Consider the following 20,738-nt stretch of genomic DNA (forward strand, 5'->3'; position numbering starts at 1 on the left):
CGATTTCAGCGGCACTGTAGGATTACTTAAACATTGTGCGTGCGCTTTGTTCAACGACGTCGCAATAAGCGACAGAAAGTTTCACTTATATCCGCCGTAACTGAGAATATTCTCACTTAGCGGCAAAATCCCACTTTCAGATCTTTCTCCGCTGAGAAACAGCTCAGGTTAATGCGCAATAGACAGCACTAATACTTCACGCTGCCAGACTGGTGTTATTTGCTCGCCGCCGTTTAATCATCATTGCAATAAAGATCGCTATATGATTGCACCGATGCTGAAAAAATTTCAGGTGATCTTCTGCCTTGCGCTGGCGGTTAAAAAATGACTCGCGGCAATAATAACCCTCTCTGCGGCAGGATAACGTCCTCCTGCGCATCGCGATATATGTGCTTTTATCGCAAAATTGGAAAATTATTTTCAACTTAGCTTTCATAACGTTAACCAGACCATTGATTGCCTGAATATCGTTCAGCCTGCCGCTAACGGCACATCCCGCCAAAGACAAGCTATGGTAATTGGCTGACAGTTTCTTCTCTTTACTGCGCGCAAATGCTTGCAGTTGTGCAGTAAACGAAGCCGGAAAAGGATGAGATATGAGCAAATTATTTTCAGAAGTGACGCTTGGGCGTGTGACGCTCGATAACCGTATTGTGATCGCACCGATGTGTCAGTATTCGGCTGACGAAGGTAAAGCGACCGCCTGGCATCGCATTCATCTCGGCAACCTGGCGCTCTCGGGAGCCGGTCTGCTGATTATTGAAGCGACCGCCGTTGAGCCGGAAGGGCGCATTTCGCCTGAGGATCTCGGGTTGTGGGACGATGCCACCGAAGAGGCGCTGCGCGTGGTGCTGGACGATATTCGCCGCTATTCACCGATCAAAATCGGTATCCAGCTCGGTCACGCCGGGCGTAAAGCCTCTACCAGCGCGCCGTGGCTGGGCGGTAAGCAGCTTTCGCTGGACGAGGGCGGGTGGCAGACACTCTCCGCGTCTGCGCAGGCATATGACGAAACAGAACGCCCACCGCACGCGATGAGCAAAGCGGATCTGGCGCGCGTAAAGCAGCGTTTCGTCGACAGCGCGCTGCGCGCGGTGGAGCTTGGCATTGAGGTGATCGAGATCCATGCGGCGCATGGCTATTTGCTGCATCAATTCCTCTCTCCGCTCTCTAATGAACGCGACGATGAATATGGCGGCAGCCTTGAAAACCGCCTGCGTTACACCGTGGAAGTGTTCCGCGCGGTGCGCGAAGCGGTCCCGTCTTCCGTTGTGGTCGGGCTCCGCCTGTCGGCTACCGACTGGGTGGAGGGGGGCTGGGATATCGAGCAATCCGCAGCGCTCACCGCGCAGATTGAAGCGGTCGGCGGCGACTATGTGCACGTCTCCAGCGGCGGACTCTCTCCGTTACAGCAGATCAGCGTAAAAGCGGGTTACCAGGTGCCGTTTGCCAAAGCGCTGCGCGAGAGGACAAAGATGCCGGTTATTGCCGTAGGGCTGATCACCGAAGCAGAGCAGGCGGAAGCGGTTCTGCAACAAGGCGAGGCGGATCTGGTGGCGCTGGCACGCGGCATGCTTTATGACCCGCGCTGGCCGTGGCACGCAGCCGCAAAACTGGGTGGTGCCGTTAATATTGCGCCGCAGTATCAGCGCGCGGAGCCGCACGGTGTGAAAGGTACGGTGAAATAGAAACAAACAGGCGAGTTTGCCGCTGTGACAAACTCGCCTGTTGTGATTAATGGGCGTGGCTACACGCCTTTACTGATCAGTTCCGCGGCTTTGAGAAACACCTCTTCCTCAACGCCAATTCCCCGATCCCGCCCTTGCCGCTCAATTTCACGCACAATATTGTCCCGATTGAGAGGCTCGCGCGCCGCAACCAGGACAATCACCGCTGCACCAATGGCTAATCCAATGAGTCCCGTGTGCTCATCATTGAACTTCATACCCTGTCCTCCCTTCTTGCCCCTCCCAAAAATAGCACAACCTGCTTCATTTGTAGCCAGCCTGCCAGCAAGGGGCAAAAGAGGACGTTTTGAACTGCTCGCGTTTACGGGACAGGTTTAAAACAGCATCGCGTGCAGCAGCGTGCGCAGCAGAATACCCACAATCGCGCCCGCAAGCGCGAAGCGGAAGAGGCGTACAAAGCGGCTGGCGATACCGAGAAAAATCCCGATCCCCGGCAGATCGAGGGTTTGTACCAGAAAGCCTGCCGAGGCGTTAATCTGCGCCGCTGTCAGTTGGCCGTGCTGCGCCATTTCGGATGCAACACCAAAGTAAGCAGTACCGCCGGCCAGACATTTGGTCAGTGTAAGCAACACGTAGACCGTTGAGATGTGAAAGAAAGACATCAGCGGCGTCAGTAGCGACGTCAGCGCTTCCACCACGCCCGCTGCTTTTAATATGCCGACCACCGTCAGCGACAGCAGCAGCATCGGCAGTGAGCCAAGCGATAAGCGAATCGCATCCGCCCCTGCACCGTTAATCACCGCAATCAGCCCGGCACGCGACTTCTCCTGCGCAAGCTCGCCCTCTTCGTCACGCAGCGTGGCGCTGGAGAGCCTGCGCCCGGCAAGGTAGTAGGTAAACGACGAAGCCGCCAGCCCGCCAATCAGCGAAATGCCAATCGCTGCGCCCCAGTGCAGACCAAAGGGGGTGAGAGGGTAGAAGACATTGGCCTGGCCCATGGCAAAAACCATGGCCAGCGTCGCGGCGAGATGACGATCGGAGGTTCCGCGTCGCTCCATAATCGCCAGCGCGGCGAGCGGAGCAGCAAAGCTGACAAAGTTAAGCTGAATAAGGGCAAAAATGCCCATCCCGCTAATACCAAAAGGTTTGAGAGCCGGGGAGGTGAGACGGACAATCGCGTCCAGTACGCCCTTCTCCTCGAGGTACTTCATAATGATGAGCATCACCACCATGATCGGCAGCAGGGTATAAAGGGCAACATCTACGGATACCCGACCCGCCGACATGATGATTTCGATGATATTCATTAACTGCTCCGGTGAACTTGCGTGCCCGGCATTCTACACCCGCCAAAAGGCGAGCAGGATCACAAATTAAAGTGGTTGAACGGCAAATGATGCGCTGTATTGAATAACGCAGCCGGGAGACCTCTTAATATTAAACGCCCGGTGTAGCGTAGCCGCCCACAATAAACCAGGTCAGAAATGCCACGGCGACAATAAATACCAGCACGGGAAACGCGATACCAATTCTCATAAAGCCTCATTCAATTTTGCCAGCAGGGGGAGTGGAGGGCGCCGCATCGCCTGCGGCGGCACAACGTTAGCATAATTGGCCGGATAAGGCGGATAAAAATAGGGGGCTTCGTCAGCCATTAACGCGTCACGCCCGCATGTGTGGCGTGTTCACCGGCGGCAAAAAAGGTCTGGCGGCAGTAGAGTTGCAGCACTTTCTCTTCGGGGATCAGGTAGCCTTTACCCTCGACGCGCAGAATAAAATCCTCAGGCAGATGAAATGCCGCCAGTTTACGCTTCAGGTTATTCATCACCTGCCACAGCCGCTGGCTGGAGCAGCTCAGGCCATTGTTTTCCCACACCTGCGTTTGCAGCGTTCTGTCTGCCACCACGCGACCGACGGCGTGCGTCAGCAGAAAGTGAAGCAGGTTTGCCATGGTAGTGCGTAAATAGTCAGCCTTACCCGGCGAAGCGTAGTTAATCAGGCGTTTTTTAAACGGCAGATATTCCACCTCATGATCGTTGCCGAGGCGGTAGCCATATACCGAGAGTGATTCCATCGTGTTCGTCCAAAGGGATGCGTTCTGCTAATTACATCGGCCTTTTGACGCAGAAACTAAAATTAGCGGCGGGTTGAGGGGATTGCCTGCGTCCATTCGGTTGCGGTTTTGACCAGCTCCGCCACCGTGCCGCGATGAAAACCGAGGCGATGGCCCAGCGCGCTCACCTCTTCCCACTGATGGTTTTCATAAAGCTCAATCAGGCGCAAATAGGGATAGAGCGGCCCTTTTTGCGCTTTCAGCGCCATCATCACATTGTCGGAAATATCAATCTGGCCAATCAGATCGGCCATCGGCATTTCAAAAATGCTGTCGAGTTGCGAAAAAAGACCGACGATAAAGGCATCATCCGCCGAGTGGCGCGTAATAGAGTGTGACGAGGCAAGCTCGCAGAATTTGGCACGGATCAGGCTCTGCTGATAGATCTCGCCAATCTCCTCTTTATTTACCGAGGTCAGGCAGGAGACCAGCACGAAGCGGCGCAGCTCATTGGCACCGAGATAAAAAATAATATCTTTTAACGACTGGCTGCGGACGTTTTTAATTCCGCGCGCGTTAAAGACAATATTTTGCGCATAGCGCATCAGCTTGAAGGAGAGGGCGAGATCCTGTTTTAACAGCGCCTCAATGCGGGCAAAATCGGGCTTATCAGCATTCACCTCTTTCATTAGCCTGAGGGTGATTGCCTGGTTCTGGATCAGTTTATTCGCCGCATGGATCACCGGGCGGCTGAAGAAGTGGCCCTGAAAAAGGGTGCAGCCGAGGTTTTTGTAGCACTCATACTCCTGCTGGGTCTCCACCTTTTCAGCGAGAAACAGCGTGTCATGCAGTAAATGTGCTTTGCCCTTGATATAACCGCCGATCTCTTCCGGCGTATTATTGCGCACGTCGAATTTAATAATGTGAATAAAGGGCAGGAAGTCGTTCCATACATCACCGAGCGCAAAATCATCCAGCGCAATGCGAAAACCCTGCGCGGAGAGTTTTTTGATGCTTTCAAGCAGCAGCGGCGTGGGCTCGGCGGTTTCGAGGATCTCAACGATCACCCGATCTTTCGGCAGCGTTTCCGCCATTCCCTGTACCAGCAGTTCATAGGGGAAGTTGACGAAAATCGCACTGTACTCTTTTAACCGCCCCAGCGGTGCGCCAAGAAACTGTTCAACAATAATTTGCGCAGTGGCGTACTCCGGTGTGACGTCAGGAAACCGGTTGGTCATACTGTCCCTGAACAGCAACTCGTAGCCGACTGTGTTCATATTTGCATCAAAAATCGCCTGGCGGGCGACAAAAGAGAACATTCGATACTCCACTCACAGATGCCTGCAAATTATAGAAACGTCGGTGGCGCGCAAACCTGAACCGGGCGAACCTTTGCTATTTTTCCAGCGCCTGAAAGGCAAGCCTGGACGAAAACCGCAAAGACGCAAGTCGGATAGGGGAAAGGCGGTATCTTTTGTAAACTTCTGCAGAATTTAAGTCAAATTCCGCAGTGCAAAATAATATCTGCTGCTGCATTTTCAGGCAACTAAAGCAAAAAGTAAGCACACTTGCGGCGATCGTGCTGAGAGAGAGGCTTTAGCCGGGCCATCATTATTACGCCGGTAAACAGGTTGACGACTGAGTGAAAAAACGTCGTGACGCTCATCACACCAGGAGATGAACAGCAGCAAGAAAGTATGATCGATATCATATATTCACGTACAGGTATTATTTTCCTCTTGTTAGGAATTTTCCGATGGCTTATTGTGAATTCACCCCAGCAAAGAGCTAACACCACCTCAGAGTGAGTGCCGGAGATAAGCGCCGGGCGGGGTATAACAGTGTCAGATATTCAACATCCAGGTAATCAGTAATAAAAGGCCCCGCCAGCAATGACGGGGCCTTCTCTTTGTAGCCGCTCAGGCTCTCATCAGAAGTGGGTGTTGATGCCCATAAACCAGGTGCGGCCCGATTCGTTATAGGTCTCTGCGCCCGCGCCATACATATAGCCGGTAGTGCCGCCGGTGCTCTGGGCATTGCCCGCGCGCCAGTGGCGCTTATCAAACACGTTATCGACGCCGGCGGTCAGGCTGACGTTTTTGTTCACGTCCCAGGTGCCGCTGAGTCCCACAATGCTGTAAGGGCTCACTTCGTTCGTCGCTGACCCGGTCACGCGCTGGCCTTTGTAGTCATACTTCTTCGGCTGCTGCTTTCCGTACCAGGTAAAGGTCGATTGCAGAGAAACATCCTGCGTCACCTGCCAGCTCAGCGTCGAGTTAAGCGTATAGGCCGGAATAATGGAGAGCCGCTCGCCGGTGGTTTTGTTCTTGCTTTGTAGCATATAGGTGAAGTTGTTGCTCCAGGCCACCGTTTCAGAAACCGGCACGTTCAGCGTACCCTCCAGCCCCTCAACCACCGCTTTCGGCACATTTTCCCACTGGTAGATATCGGTTTTGGTCGCGCCCGCCGCCGTTTGCGCCATCGGGGAGTAGCCCGCTTCAATCTTATTGCGGTAATCGTTACGGAACCAGGTCACACCGGCCAGCCAGTCATCATGTTTGAACTCAAGACCAATCTCTTTATTGATACTGGTCTCCGCTTTCAGATCGTCATTACCCATCATGTAACAACCGACGCCGTTGCCGCTGGCGTAGCACCCCTGGCCCTTGCTGTAGAGAATGTAGTTCGGGTTGGTCTGGTAGAGGCTCGGCGCTTTATACGCGCGGCCAATGCCCATTTTCAGGGTAAAATCGTCGCCTAATCCCTGCGAGAGGTTCAGCGACGGGCTCCAGTTATCACCAACAATGGTGTGATGATCGAAACGCAGCGCCGGGGTCAGCATGGTGCTGTCGGTCAGCTCCATATTGTCTTCGGCAAAAATAGAGTAGATGTCGGCGCTGGAGTAGGGGCTGCGGTTGGTGCTGCTCAGCCCGCTAATCGCCCCGCCCTGGAAGGCCTGGGTATTAGAGGCGAGATCTTTCATCCGCTGCTGGTTCCATTCGGTACCCAGTGTCAGGGTCTGGTTAACCAGCAGATCCAGCGGTAGGTTCACCTCGTTGTGCAGCATCACATCGGAGAGGTCGATATCGGTGAATTTATTACTGTTGAACAGCCCTTCCAGCCCGCCCGCCAGTCCTTCGCCCAGACGCGAGTTGCGCGTGTGCTCATACTGGATCCAGTTGCTGGTGGTGATCCCGTTATCCCAGCCGCCATTCCAGGTGACGGAGTAGTTCTGGCGATAGAGACGGTTGGTCTCTTTACCGTAGTTCTCGCGCACGTAGTTATTGCTGCTGCTGTCGTTGTTGGTGTTTTGCGTATCACCCGCGTAGAGGTTGCCCTGGCGGCTGTAGCCCGCCTGGAACTCCAGCGACTGCATCGGCGCGAAATCCCAGCGCACCACACCATTAATATCTTTATTGATTGAGCCTTCGCGCCCGGCGGCAAGGGTATTGGCGTAAATCCCGGTGCGTTCAGACTGGTGATCGCGGTTGATATCCCACGCATCGGCCTGGGTTTTCGCCAGGTTGCCATAGAGGCGGAAGCTGACATCATCGCCCAGCGGGCCGCTGAGGCTAAAGTCGGTGCGTTTGGTGGCACCTTCCGCTTTATGCTCCGGCGCGTTGACGTAGGCGTTCCATGACCCATGCCACTCCTGGGCGCTATCTTTTTTGGTGATGATATTCACCACACCGCCCGCCGCGCCGTTACCGTAACGCACGGCCGCCGGGCCGCGGATCACTTCGATACGCTCAATCATCTCTGCCGGCACCCAACTGGTGTCGCCGCGGCTGTCACGCTCGCCGCGCCAGCCTAAGCGCACCGAGTTACGGCTGGTGACCGGTTTGCCATCCACCAGGATCAGGGTGTTTTCCGGGCCCATACCGCGAATGTCGATCTGGCGGTTGTTGCCCCGCTGGCCGCTGGTGGCGTTGCCGGTTAAGTTAACGCCCGGCATCTTGCGGATAATCTCCGACACATCACGGGCTGGCGGGTTCTTACGAATTTGATCGGCGGTGATGGTCGACACGCCGGGTGCCTGGAGGTTTTGCTGTGCCGCCGTGACGACGATAGTGTCCGCGCTGCTGGCGTCGCTGCTCTTCTCATCCGCCGCCATCACGGGCATTGCCGCGCCGTAGATCCCGAGGTTGACCAGCAAGGTCAGGGATTTCATCTTCTTATTCATTATGTTACCTGCGTTCCTTTGCCGTATCCCCGTAACTCTCCATTCCCAGGGGAGAGGAGACGGCAGTGATGAAGCCCGCGCGCGGCAATTCTCTCAGCCCTGAGAAAAAAGGCCTGCGACAGGCAGAGTTAGGTGAAAGACGCGCTTCCCACAGCGCGCCAATACGCTATTGCAAATAAGAATAGTTATCAATAATATTATCTATAAATTTTGATCGATAAAAATAAGTCCGCAGCGATTTGGGGTTAAACCGTGACGTCAACGACGGGAAGCGATGCCTGGTGGGCGTCAAAACAGGGGCCGGAGTGGGTTAAAACCGCCGACGGGCGCTATGAAGTGACCTTCTGGTGGCGCGATCCGGCGGGGTCTGAGCAGACTTCGCGCCTGCGCCGGGTCTGGATTTACATCACTGGTGTTACCGATCACCATCAACAAGCGCAGCCGCAATCACTGGCACGCATCGCCGGAAGCGATATCTGGTGCTGGAAAACCACCCTCGAAGCGGGCTGGCGCGGCAGCTACTGCCTGATCCCCTCTGAGCAGGATAACGATTTCGCCGATACCGTTTTCGCCAGCATGCCGCCGGATCGCGCGGCGCTGCGTGAAGGGTGGCGCAAACTGCTGCCGCGCGCGATTGCCGACCCGCTCAATGCGCAAAGCTGGCGCGGCGGACGCGGGCATCCGGTCTCGGCGCTGGAGATGCCCGGCGCACCGCCTCAGCCCGGCTGGCAGGCAACCGATACCGCTTTTACCCCTCCTCATCTGTTGCACTGGCAGAGCCCGCGGCTGCAAAACCGCCGCCGCGTCTGGGTCTATGCCACCGGCGAGGCGCAGGGTGCTGAACGACCGCTGGCGATCCTGCTCGACGGTCAGTTCTGGGCCGAAAGCATGCCGGTGTGGCCTGCGCTGGCGGCGCTGACCAATGCCCGCCAGTTGCCGCCCGCGGTCTATGTGCTGATTGACGCCATCGATAATGCTCAGCGCAGCCAGGAACTGCCCTGTAATGCCGATTTCTGGCTGGCGGTGCAGGAGGAACTCTTGCCGCAGGTACGCGAAATTGCGCCCTTCAGCGATCGCGCCGATCGCACGGTGGTGGCGGGGCAGAGTTTCGGCGGGCTTTCGGCGCTCTATGCCGCTCTGCACTGGCCGACGCGCTTTGGCTGCGTGCTGAGCCAGTCCGGCTCTTACTGGTGGCCACATCGCGGCGGCGAGGGTGAAGGGCTGCTTATCCAACAACTCAAACAGGGTGAAATAGGCCCGCAGGGGCTGCGCATCGTGCTTGAAGCCGGGGTGCGCGAGCCGCTGATTTTTCGCACCAACCAGACCCTTTTATCCCTTTTACAACAGACACAGCAGCGGGTTTTCTGGCGTCAGGTTGACGGCGGACATGATGCGCTTTGCTGGCGAGGCGGGCTGACGGCGGGGTTAATTACCCTCTGGCAGCCGCTGTAACGCCAGGGCGCTTTTCCACGACAGGAGTTTGCTATGGAGTTCACCAACCCCTTCGATCATCCGCAAGGGCGGTTTTATATTCTGCAAAACAGCGCGCAGCAGTGCAGTTTGTGGCCCGCGCAGTGCGCACTGCCCGCAGGCTGGCGCGTCATCTGCGAGCCGCAATCGCAGGCGGACTGTAACAACTGGCTGGCCGCACACTGGCAGAGCTTAACCCCGGCGCACTATGCGCACCCCCACGCGCAATAAGGAGCGGAAGATGAGCGAACGTTTACCGCTGGTCGCGGCCCAGCCGGGGATCTGGATGGCAGAAAAACTCTCCTCGCTGCCCAATGCCTGGAGCGTGGCGCACTATGTTGAGCTTGAGGGCGATATCGATGCCGTGCAGCTCAGCGAGGCGATTGTCACTGGCCTGATGCAGGCTGACACGCTGCGCATGCGTTTTACTGAAGATAACGGCGAAGTGTGGCAGTCGGTCGATGAGACGCTGACCTTTGCCGCCCCCGCGATTGCCGACCTGCGCCAGCAGGGGGACTCACACAGCGCCGCGCTGGCGCTAATGCAGGCCGATCTGGCGCAAAACCTGCGCGTGGAGAGCGGCAAACCGCTGGTGCACCACCAGCTGATGCGCGTCGGCGAGCGGCGCTGGTACTGGTATCAGCGTTATCACCATTTGCTGGTCGATGGCTTCAGTTTCCCCGCCATAACCCGCCAGATTGCCGCTATTTATACGGCATGGCAACGTGGTGAGCCGACGCCCGCCTCGCCATTTACCCCTTTTGCTGAGGTCGTCGAAGAGTATCAACGCTATCAGAGCAGCGATGCCTTTACGCGTGATGCCGCTTTCTGGGCAGAGCAGCGGCGCGCGCTTCCGCCGCCGGTGTCGCTCTCCAGCGAACCGCTACCGGGGCGCGCGGCAACTACCGATATTCTTCGCCTCAATGTCGCCCTGGAGAGCGCAGCCTTTCGCCGCCTGAGCCAGGCGATGGCAAACACGACGCCCGCCGATCTGGCGCTGGCCTTAGTGGCGCTCTGGCTGGGCCGGCTGTGCGGACGCACCGATTATGCCGCCGGGTTTATCTTTATGCGCCGCATGGGGTCGGCAGCGCTCACCGCAACTGGCCCGGTGCTCAATGTCCTGCCGATGGGGATTCATCTGGATGGCACGCAAACGCTGCCGGAGCTGGCCAGCGACCTTGCCCGAACGCTTAAAACAATGCGCCGCCACCAGCGTTACGACGCGGAGCAGATCGTGCGCGACGCCGGGCGCGCGGCGGGGAGTGAGCCGCTGTTCGGCCCGGTGCTGAACGTCAAACTGTTTGATTACCAGCTCAGGCTCGACGGCATCCAGGGCATTACCCACACCTTAGCCACCGGGCCGGTCAACGATCTGGAGATCGCGATCTTCCCGGATGAGGCGGGCGGGCTGTCGCTGGAGGTGCTGGCGAACCGCAGCCGCTATGACGAAGCGACACTTAATACTCACGTTGCGCGCCTTGCCCAGCTGTTGCAGCAGTTTGCCGACAACCCGGCCCTGCGCTGTGGCGATGCGGAACTCTTAACCGCGAAAGAGGCGGAACAACTCTCGCAGATCAACGCTACCGCCGTGTCGCTGCCCGCCACAACTCTGAGCGAGCTGGTGGCACAGCAGGCAGCGAAAACGCCCGATGCCCCGGCGTTATCCGATGCCCGCTGGCGCTTCAGCTACCGGGAGATGCGCGAGCAAGTGGTGGCGCTGGCGAACCAGCTACGCGCGCTGGGCGTGCAGCCTGGCGACAGCGTGGCGGTTGCGCTGCCGCGCTCGGTTTTCCTGACGCTCGCGCTGCATGGCATTGTTGAAGCGGGCGCCGCCTGGCTGCCGCTCGACACCGGCTACCCCGACGATCGCCTGCGCATGATGCTGGAGGATGCTCGCCCGCGTCTTTTAATCACCACCGACGATCAGTATGCGCGCTTTGCCGATATTCCTGGGCTGGCGCACTTCTGCTACGACGCGCCGCTGGAGAGCAATGGAGCTGAGACGCTCAATCTTGCTCGCCCGGAGCAGACGGCTTATATCATCTTCACCTCCGGCTCCACCGGGCGACCAAAAGGGGTGATGGTCGGGCATACCGCCATCGTCAACCGCCTGCTGTGGATGCAGGCAGCCTACCCGCTTAGCGCTAACGATGTGGTGGCGCAAAAAACGCCGTGCAGTTTTGATGTTTCGGTGTGGGAGTTCTGGTGGCCGTTTATCGCCGGTGCCAGCCTGGTGATGGCCGAGCCGGAGGCGCACCGCGATCCGCAGGCGTTACAAGCCTTCTTTGCTGAAGCGGGTGTGACGACCACCCACTTTGTACCCTCGATGCTGGCGGCCTTTGTCGCCTCGCTGACGCCGGAAAGCGCGCAGCAGAGCTGCCGCACGCTGAAGCAGGTTTTCTGTAGCGGCGAAGCGCTGCCCGCCGATCTCTGCCGCGAGTGGGAAGCCTTAACCGGCGTGGCGCTGCATAATCTTTATGGCCCGACGGAGGCGGCAGTGGATGTCAGCTTCTATCCGGCGTATGGCGAGACGCTGGCGCAGGTGCGCGGCAACAGCGTGCCGATTGGTTACCCGGTGTGGAACACGGGGCTGCGCATTCTGGATGCGATGATGCGCCCGGTGCCGTTCGGCGTGGCGGGCGATCTCTATCTCACCGGCATTCAGCTGGCGCAGGGCTATCTTGGTCGCCCGGATCTGACCGCCAGCCGCTTTATTGCCGACCCCTTTGCGCCGGGCGAGCGCATGTACCGCACCGGCGATGTCGCCCGCTGGCTGGAGAGTGGCGCGGTGGAGTACCTCGGACGCAGCGACGATCAGCTGAAAATTCGCGGTCAGCGCATTGAACTGGGCGAGATTGACCGGGCAATGCTGGCACTGCCGGATATCGCTCAGGCGGTGGCCCATGCTTGCGTCTTTAACCAGGCGGCGGCGAGCGGCGGCGATGCCCGCCAGCTGGTTGGCTACCTGGTCTCTTCATCTGCTCAGCAACTGGATACGGCTGCACTGCTGGAGCAACTGCGCGCGCAGTTACCGGCGCATATGGTGCCGGTGCTGTTAATGCAGGTGAGCGCGCTGCCGCTTAGCGCGAACGGTAAGCTCGATCGCAAAGCGCTGCCGCTGCCCGCCTTACAAGCAGAGCAGGGCGGTCGCCCGCTCAATGCCGGAATGGAAACGCAGGTGGCACAGGCTTTTGCCGCACTGCTGGGCTGTGAAGTGAATGATGCGCAGGCGGATTTCTTCGCCCTTGGCGGCCACTCGCTGCTGGCGATGCGGCTTGCCGCACAGCTTAGTCGCCAGTGCGACCGCCAAGTGACGCCGGGGCAGATCATGGTCGCGCCGACGGTGGAGAAGCTGGCCGCACTGCTGGAACAGCCGCTCTCAAATGAGCAGGCCGGGCGGCTAGGGCTGGAAGCGGTGCTGCCGCTGCGCGAAAGCGCGGGGCCGACGCTCTTCTGCTTCCATCCGGCCTCCGGTTTCGCCTGGCAGTTCAGCGTGCTGGCGCGCTATCTTGCGCCGCGCTGGTCGATTACCGGCATTCAGTCTCCGCGCCCGGATGGGCCGCTACAGCAGGCGGCAACGCTGGATGAAGCCTGCGATCAACAGCTGGCGACGCTGCTGGCGCAGCAGCCGCACGGGCCTTACTACCTGTTTGGCTACTCCCTTGGCGGGACGCTGGCGCACAGCATTGCGGCGCGGCTGCGACAGCGCGGCGAAGAGGTGGCCTTCCTCGGGCTGCTCGATACCTGGCCGCCGGAGACACAAAACTGGGCAGAGAAGGAGGCCAACGGCCTTGATCCCGCCGTGCTGGCGGAGATTGAGCACGAGCGCCAGGCGTTTCTCGCCGCGCAGCAGGGGCAGGCCTCCACAGAACTCTTCTCGCAGATTGAGGGGAATTACGCCGATGCGGTGCGGCTGTTGACCACTGCGCACAGCGTGCCGTTTGATGGTAAAGCCACGCTGTTTGTCGCCGAGCGCACCCTGCCGCCCGGCACCGACCCGCAACGCGCCTGGGCACCCTGGGTGCGCGAGCTGGCGGTGTATCGTCAGGATTGCGCCCATGTCGATATCATCTCCCCGCAGGCGTTCGGGCAGATCGGGCCAGTGTTGAGGGAGTTATTGGAGAGGTAAAAAACCATGTAGGCCGGATAAGCGTTTACGCGCCATCCGGCAATGGGGGTGGCATTGCCTCGGTGGAAGGGTTCCGTTCACCATACGTGGTGGGGTTTCATTGACCTCTTATGCGGTGAACGGGACAAGGGGGGGACCGCTCCCCCCTTGTCAATCCCCGCGGCCCCGCGAGGAAATCGGTGCTTCGCACTGCGCTCACCTCCCGCGTGCCTGACGGCGGCCGGCTCGACTCGACCTGCTCGCCCGTTCCGGGACTCGCTCCCTGTCTCGGTTCGCCTCTGTCCGCCATCCATGGCGTCCAGACCTTGTCATTCACGCTTCGGTTCGCCGATTTCAGCGGGGGTAAACACCGTCGCTGCAAGATGGGGGCTGAATGAAAAATAGCTGTTGCTGGAACCGCGTAGGCCGGATAAGCGTGTAACGCGCCATCCGGCAATGGATGCGGAGAGCATGCCGGATGGCGGCTTTGCCTTATCCGGCCTACGCGGTTTCAGTGGCTCTGTTTTCTGGGGGGATCATGTCGTATGGCGCGTAAACGTTTATTCGGCAATGGGATTTGCCAACAACGTTCAACCGCTGCGCCCCAGCGGCACCACCAATGGGGTATGCGCTACCGGATCATCAATGATCATGCAGCGCAGCCCGTACACCTCCTCGATCAACCCGGCGGTGACAATCTCTTTCGGTGCGCCCTGCGCCACAATCTTCCCGTCGCGCAGCGCAATCAAATGGGTGGCGTAACGGCATGCCTGATTCAAATCATGCAGCACCGCCGCCAGCGTATACCCCTGCTCGCGATTCAGTTCGCTGAGCAGCTCCAGCAGATCGATTTGATAGCTGATATCAAGCCAGGTAGTCGGCTCATCAAGCAGCATAATCGCCGTCTCCTGTGCCAGCACCATGGCGATCCACGCCCGCTGGCGCTGCCCGCCGGAGAGCGTATCGACGCTCTGCTGCGCCAGGCTCTCCACGCCCGTGGCTTTCATCGCCCGCTTCACCGCTTCGTCATCCTCTTTGCGCCAGCGGGTAAAGAGCGGCTGATGCGGGTAACGCCCGCGCGCCACCAGCTCCTGCACCGTAATATCGCCAGGCGTGGTAGCGTTCTGCGCCAGCAGACCAATGCGCCGCGCCACCTCTTTGCTGGCAAAGCGCTGGATCTGCTCGCCATCAAGGTAAACGTGCCCTTCGCTCGGCGTCATCAGGCGGCTGAGGGTGCGTAAAAGGGTCGACTTCCCGCAGCCATTCGGGCCGATGATGGCGGTGAAATGGCCATCCGGAATGGCGACGCTCAGCTTCTCGGCAATCACTTTTTTGCCGTAGCCCAGGGTTAACGCTTCGCCGCGCAGACGGGGAGATAAGGCGCTCATTTGTTTCGGGACTCCTGAATTAACAAGGCGATAAGGTAAATACCGCCGAGGCTGACGGTGACCACGCCAACCGGTAGCTGGTAAGGCGTAAAGCCGCGCTGGGCGATCATATCCGCCAGCAGCAGCAGCAGCGCGCCGCAGAGCGTCGACTGGGTTAACCCCCAGCGCGCCGTGCCGCTCAGGCGGCGGGCAATATGCGGTGCCACCAGTGCGATAAAGGAGATGGGGCCAGCAAGCGCCGTGGCGGCTGCGGTCAGCGCCACCGCTACCAGCATCAGCAGCAAACGCGAGCGCTCAACGTTGACGCCCAGCGCGCAGGCGCTGTCGTCGCCCATCTCCAGCAGCCGCATGCGCCGTGCCAGCAGGGCGGCGAAAAAAAACATCGCCAGCATAATCGGCACCGACGGCAGCGTTTTCGCCCACGTCAGGCCATTGAGCGATCCGGCGTTCCACAGCCCGGCGGAGAGCGCCGTTTCAAGCGACGCTTTCAGCAGCAGCCAGGTGTTGAAGGCCACCAGCATCGCGCGTATGCCAATGCCGACAATAATCAGGCGGAAGGTTTCAATGCCGTTGCGCCAGGCCAGCAGCCACACCAGCAGCGAGGTAAGGATGCCGCCCGCCATCGCTGCCAGCGCAATCGCCGTCAGATGCTGGCCAAACAGCACCATCGCCACCAGCACACCGCTCCAGGCACCGGTGTTAAAGCCCATGACATCCGGGCTGCCGAGCGGGTTACGCATCAGCGACTGGAAAATCGCGCCGCTGACGCCAAGCGCCGCGCCAACCACCAGCGCCATTAACACTCGCGGCAAGCGCCACTCCATCACCACCAGCTGCATTGCGCGCGGCGCAGCACCGCTTAGCGCGTCGAAAACCTGCGTGAAGGTGAGCATCACCGTACCGCTGCGCAACCCCCAGGCTGCGAGCAGCAGGGCGGCGATAACCATCAGCAGGCAACTGGCCACTAAACGGCGGGAGGGAGCGATCATAAGCCGCCTCCGCGCGCGCGGCGCACCAGCAGGATCAGCATCGGCGCGCCGATAAAGGCGCTCACGACCGAAACGCGCAGCTCGCCCGGCACGATCACACGGCCAATGATATCGGCAAACAGCAGCAGAGCAGGGGTGGCAATTAACGTGACAGGAAGCGACCAGCGGTGATCGGCCCCAACCAGCCCGCGCGCCAGGTGGGGCATCATCAGACCGATAAAGGCGATTGGGCCGACGACCGCCGTGGCGCTGCCGCAGAGCACGGTTATCGCCAGTAAACCCAGCAACTGGGTGCGCGCCACTTTGCTGCCGAGCGCCGTCGCCGTATCGCTGCCGAGGCTCAGGCTGTTAAGTGCGCGGCTCAACATCAAGGCGACGCCCGCCGCCAGCAGCACCGGGATCAGCACCACGCGCAGGGTTGCCAGCGTACGAATATCAAGGGAACCGGCCTGCCAGAAACGCAGCTGATCGTAGACATCAGCATTGAGCAGCGAAATGCCGCTGGAGAGTCCGTCGAGCACGGCGGTGAGCGCCACGCCCGCGAGTGTTAAGCGCACCGGGCTAAGCTGCCCACCGCCCTGGCTGCCGGTAAACGCCACCAGCAGCGAGGCGGCGAATGCGCCGCAAAAGGCGAACAGCAGCTGCTCCGTTGGCGTGGTCGCGCCCAGCAGCGCGGCGCCGAGCACAATGGCGAAACTGGCGCCCGCATTGACGCCTAAAAGGCCCGGGTCAGCCAGCGGGTTGCGCGTCAGGGTTTGCATCAGCGCACCGGCAAGGCCAAGCGCGCCGCCGGCGAGTAAGCCTGCCAGCGTGCGCGGCAGGCGCGCATCGCGAATGATGGTGCAATCTGCGCTGTGGCAAGCGCCAAAAAGGGCGTCGGAGATGACCGCGGCAGGCATCGGTTTTGCGCCAATAAACAGGCTCAGTGCCGCAGCAAATATAAGCAGTATCAATAGCCCGACGAGAACCAATACGCGCGCCGGGGAAGCAGAAAACGACATAAAAATCCCAATTTTGATAATGATAGTAATTATCGTTATCGATCCTGTTTTGTTATGTTACCATGCGCAGCCTGAGATTGGACACAGAAAGTATGGAATACAAGGTCTTGTAATGAAGCAACACTCCTGGCTGCTGAATCTCAGCCTGCTGCGGACACATCCGGCTTATCGCGTCGTTTTCCTCGCGCGTTTTATCTCAATTTTATCGCTGGGCTTACTGGGCGTGGCAGTACCGGTGCAGATCCAGGCGATGACCCACTCCAGCTGGCAGGTCGGGCTTGCCGTGACGCTGACCGGCGGCGCAATGTTTGTCGGCCTGATGCTCGGCGGCGTACTGGCGGATCGCTTTGAACGTAAAAAGCTGATTCTGCTGGCGCGATCCACCTGCGGTATCGGCTTTATTGGCCTCTTTCTCAATGCACTGTTACCCGCGCCGTTGCTGTCGGCGATCTATCTGCTTGGCGTGTGGGATGGCTTTTTCGGCGCGCTTGGCGTGACGGCGCTGCTGGCGGCAACGCCTGCGCTGGTCGGGCGGGAAAACCTGATGCAGGCGGGGGCGATCACCATGCTCACCGTGCGCATCGGTTCGGTGATTTCGCCGATGGTTGGCGGCCTGCTGCTGGCCTCTGGCGGCGTGGCGTGGAACTACGGTCTGGCGGCGGCGGGCACCTTTATCACCCTGCTGCCACTGCTGACGCTGCCTGCGCTCCCACCGCCGCCGCAACCGCGCGAACACCCGCTTAAATCTCTTGCCGCTGCGCTGCACTTTCTGCTGCGTAACCCGTTAGTTGGCGGCATTGCGCTGCTCGGCGGCCTGCTGACGATGGCCAGCGCCGTGCGCGTGCTCTACCCGGCACTGGCGATGAGCTGGCAGATGTCGGCGGCGGAGATTGGCGTGCTTTATGCTGCACTGCCGCTCGGCGCAGCCATCGGCGCCTTGACCAGCGGCAGGCTGGCGCACAGCGAGCGGCCCGGCATCATCATGTTGCTGACCAGCGTCGGCGCGTTTATCGCCATTGCGCTCTTTAGCCTGATGCCCGTCTGGCCGCTCGGCGTGCTCTTTCTCGCGCTCTGCGGCTGGCTGACGGCGGTGAGTTCACTGCTGCAATACACCCTGTTGCAAACCCAGACCCCGGAAGCGATGCTCGGGCGCATTAACGGCTTATGGACGGCGCAAAACGTCACCGGCGACGCCATCGGTGCGGCGCTGCTGGGCGCAATGGGATCGATGCTGACGCCCGCCGCCTCGGCGAGCTTCAGCGGGCTGGCGTTAGCGATAGTGGGATTAGTGCTGGTTCTCATCCTCGGCGAACTACGCCGTTTCCGACAGGTTCAGTCCGGCGCATAAAATTCTCCGGTGGCGTTAGCGTCACCGGAGCTTCAGCGTTACGGCGATCTGATCACCCCCCTTGACTGCAAACGGGATGCCTTCACAGGCCGGATAAGTCACGACCCTTATCCGGCAATACCGAGGTTTTTGTAGGCCGGATAAGCGCCAGCGCCATCCGGCAATAAGGCTTGCGGCAAACCCTCAGCCAAACAGCGTAGACAAGCGCTGCAACACGCGGGTTGCGCTGTAGTAATCAAGCCGGAAGGTCTCGGCACCCAGCGCATAAACCCGCTTATTGCGTACTGCGGGAAGATGCGCCAGCAGCGGATTAGCGCTCAGGGCGTCGGCCTCTTTTTGATCGCCGGCGAACAGGAACAGCGCTTCGCCATTCAGCCCGGCGGCGAGGTTTTCACCGCCGAGTTGCACGATGTCATGGCGTTTACCCTGGCTCTGGCTCGCCTGCAGTCCCGCCGGCAGCGGCGCGAGGGTAAAACCGAGCTGTTGCATTAACTGGCCCTGCGCGGAGTCGCGAGTCCAGAGATTCGCGCTGTGCGCGGCGGGCGTATAAACCAGCGCGCTCACCGGCTGCGGCGGCAGTTTCATGTGCGTTTTTGCCGCCGCCAGCTGCTGGTTGAACTCAGTGATACGCGCGGCGGCCTGCTGCTCGTGGCCGGTGATTTCGCCAAGCTGGGTAAGCAGCGCCTGCCAGCTCTTATCGTCGTAATTGATGATTAGCGTCGGCGCGATCGTCGAGAGCTGATCGTAGAGCGCCAGCGCCGAGTCGCCGCCGGTGGCGCTGATCAAAATCAGATCCGGCATCTGCGCGGCAACCGCTTCGGCATTCGCTTCGCCGATGTAGAGACGCGCAACGTTGCGCTGTTTGGCAATCTCGCCCCACTGGCGCAAAAAGCCCTGACCGTCGGCAAAACGGTTATTTGGCGTCGTTGCGCCGCTGGCGACCACTGGCGCATCAATCGCCAGCAGCGAGCCGGTGAGGGTAACGCTCGTGGAAACAATGCGCTGCGGCGCGCTGGCAAGCTGATGCACGCCGCGGCTGTCGGTCACCTGGCGCGGCCAGTCGGCGGCGCAGGCTGAGTTAAGTCCTAAAACGAAAACGCCCACTAACAGAGCGTGTTTACGACACCAGCTAAGAAAATTCACAACGTGAGTCCTGTTTCTGTTGAAGTTAATGCTTCTCATTTTCATCGTTGAGCGTCATGGATGCAAGTTGTGGCAGTGCGAGAGGAGATTCTGCTGTTGACATCACCGGCAATAACTTTTTATCTTACTGCACCAAACAAAAATGATAATCATTCTTAATACATTTATCATTGCCGGAGGATGATATGGATACGTCATTGGCTGAAGAGATCCAGCTGTCTGCAACGACACTGGCCGCCGATCAATTTTTCTTTATGTCGCCGTACCGCAGTTTCACCACGTCGGGGTGTGTTGCGCGTTTCTCAGAGCCGGCAGTGGGAGGTGATGCGCCAGACAGCGCCTTCCAGCGAAAACTGGCGCAGGCGTTTGCCGATGCCAGAGCGCAGGGCATCGCGCGGCCGATTATGGTCGGCGCTATCCCGTTTGATACCACGCAGCCTTCGGCGCTCTTTATCCCTCAACGCTGGCAGAGCTTCTCCCGCCCGGAAAAACAGCGCGCTGCACGCTACTTCAACAGCGGCGCGATGCCGAATGTGAAGGCGCAAACAGCGGTGCCCGAGCAGGATCTGTTTATGGAGATGGTGGCGAATGCCTCCGCGCGCACCGCAACGCCGGAAGTGGACAAAGTGGTGCTCTCACGCCTGATTGAGATCGCAACTGACCGCCCGGTCGACAGCGGCGTGCTGCTTGAGCGCTTAATTGCGCAGAACCCCGCCAGTTTCAACTTCCACGTTCCGCTGCCCGATGGCGGCGCGCTGCTGGGCGCCAGCCCCGAGCTGCTGCTGCGTAAAGAGGGCGATCACTTCAGCTCTCTGCCGCTGGCCGGTTCGGCGCGCCGTCAGCCTGATGACATGCTCGATCGCGAAGCGGGCAACAAACTGCTGGCCTCAGAAAAAGATCGCCATGAACACGAGCTGGTGACTCAGGCGATGAAAAAAGTGCTGCAACCGCGCAGCCGCATGCTGACGCTGCCGTCGTCGCCGCAGCTGGTGAATACGCCGACGCTGTGGCACCTGGCAACGCCGATTGAGGGCACGGCAAAAGAGGGTGAAAACGCCCTGACGCTCGCCTGCCTGCTCCATCCAACACCCGCGCTGAGCGGCTTCCCGCACCAGGTTGCGAAGAAAATAATCGCCGAGCTTGAGCCGTTTAACCGCGAACTCTTCGGCGGCATTGTCGGCTGGTGCGATGCGGAAGGAAACGGCGAGTGGGTGGTTACCATCCGCTGCGCGCGCATCCGCGACAACAACGTCCGCCTGTTTGCCGGAGCCGGGATTGTCCCCGCCTCGTCGCCGCTCGCTGAATGGCGCGAAACCGGCGTCAAATTGACCACCATGTTGAATGCCTTCGGTTTGCATTAAGGAGCC

17 protein-coding genes are annotated in these 20,738 nt (G+C 59.5%); 6 read left to right on the plus strand and 11 right to left on the minus strand.

Features of this window, described 5'->3' with window-relative positions:
- Positions 1–196: 196 nt before the first annotated feature.
- The gene (locus tag BWI95_RS23295) at positions 197–604 is read right to left on the minus strand and encodes a hypothetical protein (protein WP_156884908.1); all 408 of its coding nucleotides are present in this window, start codon (positions 602–604) and stop codon (positions 197–199) included.
- Here BWI95_RS23295 and BWI95_RS11675 point away from each other — a divergent pair.
- On the plus strand, positions 597–1,688 hold the full coding sequence (locus BWI95_RS11675) for an NADH:flavin oxidoreductase/NADH oxidase (RefSeq protein WP_076769517.1): 1,092 nt from the start codon (positions 597–599) through the stop codon (positions 1,686–1,688). The genes BWI95_RS23295 and BWI95_RS11675 overlap by 8 nt on opposite strands.
- Before the next feature lie 59 nt (positions 1,689–1,747).
- Here BWI95_RS11675 and BWI95_RS11680 read toward each other — a convergent pair whose 3' ends face one another.
- The 6 genes from BWI95_RS11680 to BWI95_RS11700 form a co-directional block, all read right to left on the minus strand.
- On the minus strand, positions 1,748–1,945 hold the full coding sequence (locus BWI95_RS11680) for a hypothetical protein (RefSeq protein ID WP_054804545.1): 198 nt from the start codon (positions 1,943–1,945) through the stop codon (positions 1,748–1,750).
- Between the two features lie 117 nt (positions 1,946–2,062).
- Positions 2,063–2,995 carry a nucleoside recognition domain-containing protein gene (locus BWI95_RS11685; protein ID WP_054804546.1) on the minus strand — a complete coding sequence of 311 codons (933 nt, stop codon included), beginning with the start codon at positions 2,993–2,995 and terminating at the stop codon, positions 2,063–2,065.
- Positions 2,996–3,125: 130 nt separating this feature from the next.
- Positions 3,126–3,224, minus strand: a complete 99-nt coding sequence (locus BWI95_RS23300) for a YoaK family small membrane protein (protein ID WP_042717833.1) — start codon at positions 3,222–3,224, stop codon at positions 3,126–3,128.
- Positions 3,225–3,342: 118 nt separating this feature from the next.
- A complete protein-coding gene (locus BWI95_RS11690) occupies positions 3,343–3,762 on the minus strand; it encodes a winged helix-turn-helix domain-containing protein (protein WP_076769518.1) in 420 nt (139 codons plus the stop codon).
- 62 nt (positions 3,763–3,824) lie between these two features.
- Positions 3,825–5,060, minus strand: coding sequence for an EAL and HDOD domain-containing protein (locus BWI95_RS11695; protein WP_076769519.1), 1,236 nt, complete (start codon positions 5,058–5,060; stop codon positions 3,825–3,827).
- Between the two features lie 611 nt (positions 5,061–5,671).
- Positions 5,672–7,924 carry a TonB-dependent siderophore receptor gene (locus BWI95_RS11700; protein WP_054804548.1) on the minus strand — a complete coding sequence of 751 codons (2,253 nt, stop codon included), beginning with the start codon at positions 7,922–7,924 and terminating at the stop codon, positions 5,672–5,674.
- A gap of 252 nt (positions 7,925–8,176) precedes the next feature.
- Here BWI95_RS11700 and fes point away from each other — a divergent pair, with 252 nt between their 5' ends.
- Genes fes through entF form a run of 3 tightly spaced genes read left to right on the plus strand, consistent with a single transcriptional unit; the run spans position 8,177 to position 13,523 of the window.
- The gene (fes, locus tag BWI95_RS11705) at positions 8,177–9,376 is read left to right on the plus strand and encodes an enterochelin esterase (RefSeq protein ID WP_076769520.1); all 1,200 of its coding nucleotides are present in this window, start codon (positions 8,177–8,179) and stop codon (positions 9,374–9,376) included.
- A 33-nt stretch (positions 9,377–9,409) separates the two neighbouring features.
- Entirely contained in the window at positions 9,410–9,625 is a 216-nt protein-coding gene (locus BWI95_RS11710; RefSeq protein ID WP_023479066.1) for an MbtH family protein, read from the plus strand.
- Positions 9,626–9,635: 10 nt separating this feature from the next.
- A complete protein-coding gene (gene entF, locus BWI95_RS11715) occupies positions 9,636–13,523 on the plus strand; it encodes an enterobactin non-ribosomal peptide synthetase EntF (RefSeq protein WP_076769521.1) in 3,888 nt (1,295 codons plus the stop codon).
- A gap of 569 nt (positions 13,524–14,092) precedes the next feature.
- On the opposite strand, the gene fepC is transcribed toward entF, so the two are convergent.
- The 3 genes from fepC to fepD are packed head-to-tail and all read right to left on the minus strand — an operon-like array spanning position 14,093 to position 16,880.
- The gene (gene fepC, locus BWI95_RS11720) at positions 14,093–14,890 is read right to left on the minus strand and encodes an iron-enterobactin ABC transporter ATP-binding protein (RefSeq protein WP_076769522.1); all 798 of its coding nucleotides are present in this window, start codon (positions 14,888–14,890) and stop codon (positions 14,093–14,095) included.
- The gene (gene fepG / locus BWI95_RS11725) at positions 14,887–15,879 is read right to left on the minus strand and encodes an iron-enterobactin ABC transporter permease (protein WP_054804591.1); all 993 of its coding nucleotides are present in this window, start codon (positions 15,877–15,879) and stop codon (positions 14,887–14,889) included. Before fepG ends, fepC begins: the two co-directional genes overlap by 4 nt.
- The gene (fepD, locus tag BWI95_RS11730) at positions 15,876–16,880 is read right to left on the minus strand and encodes a Fe(3+)-siderophore ABC transporter permease (protein ID WP_054804592.1); all 1,005 of its coding nucleotides are present in this window, start codon (positions 16,878–16,880) and stop codon (positions 15,876–15,878) included. The genes fepG and fepD overlap by 4 nt, the downstream gene beginning before the upstream one ends.
- A 112-nt stretch (positions 16,881–16,992) precedes the next feature.
- On the opposite strand from fepD, the gene entS reads away from it, so the two are divergent.
- The gene (gene entS, locus BWI95_RS11735) at positions 16,993–18,228 is read left to right on the plus strand and encodes an enterobactin transporter EntS (protein WP_076769523.1); all 1,236 of its coding nucleotides are present in this window, start codon (positions 16,993–16,995) and stop codon (positions 18,226–18,228) included.
- A 183-nt stretch (positions 18,229–18,411) separates the two neighbouring features.
- Here the strand turns inward: entS and fepB are convergent, their stop codons facing one another.
- The gene (gene fepB / locus BWI95_RS11740) at positions 18,412–19,371 is read right to left on the minus strand and encodes a Fe2+-enterobactin ABC transporter substrate-binding protein (RefSeq protein ID WP_083699387.1); all 960 of its coding nucleotides are present in this window, start codon (positions 19,369–19,371) and stop codon (positions 18,412–18,414) included.
- 185 nt (positions 19,372–19,556) lie between these two features.
- Between fepB and entC the strand changes: the two genes are divergently transcribed.
- Positions 19,557–20,732, plus strand: coding sequence for an isochorismate synthase EntC (gene entC, locus BWI95_RS11745; protein ID WP_076769524.1), 1,176 nt, complete (start codon positions 19,557–19,559; stop codon positions 20,730–20,732).
- Positions 20,733–20,738 lie beyond the last annotated feature (6 nt).

Origin of the sequence: Kosakonia cowanii JCM 10956 = DSM 18146, assembly GCF_001975225.1 — a bacterium.
GTDB lineage: Bacteria > Pseudomonadota > Gammaproteobacteria > Enterobacterales > Enterobacteriaceae > Kosakonia > Kosakonia cowanii.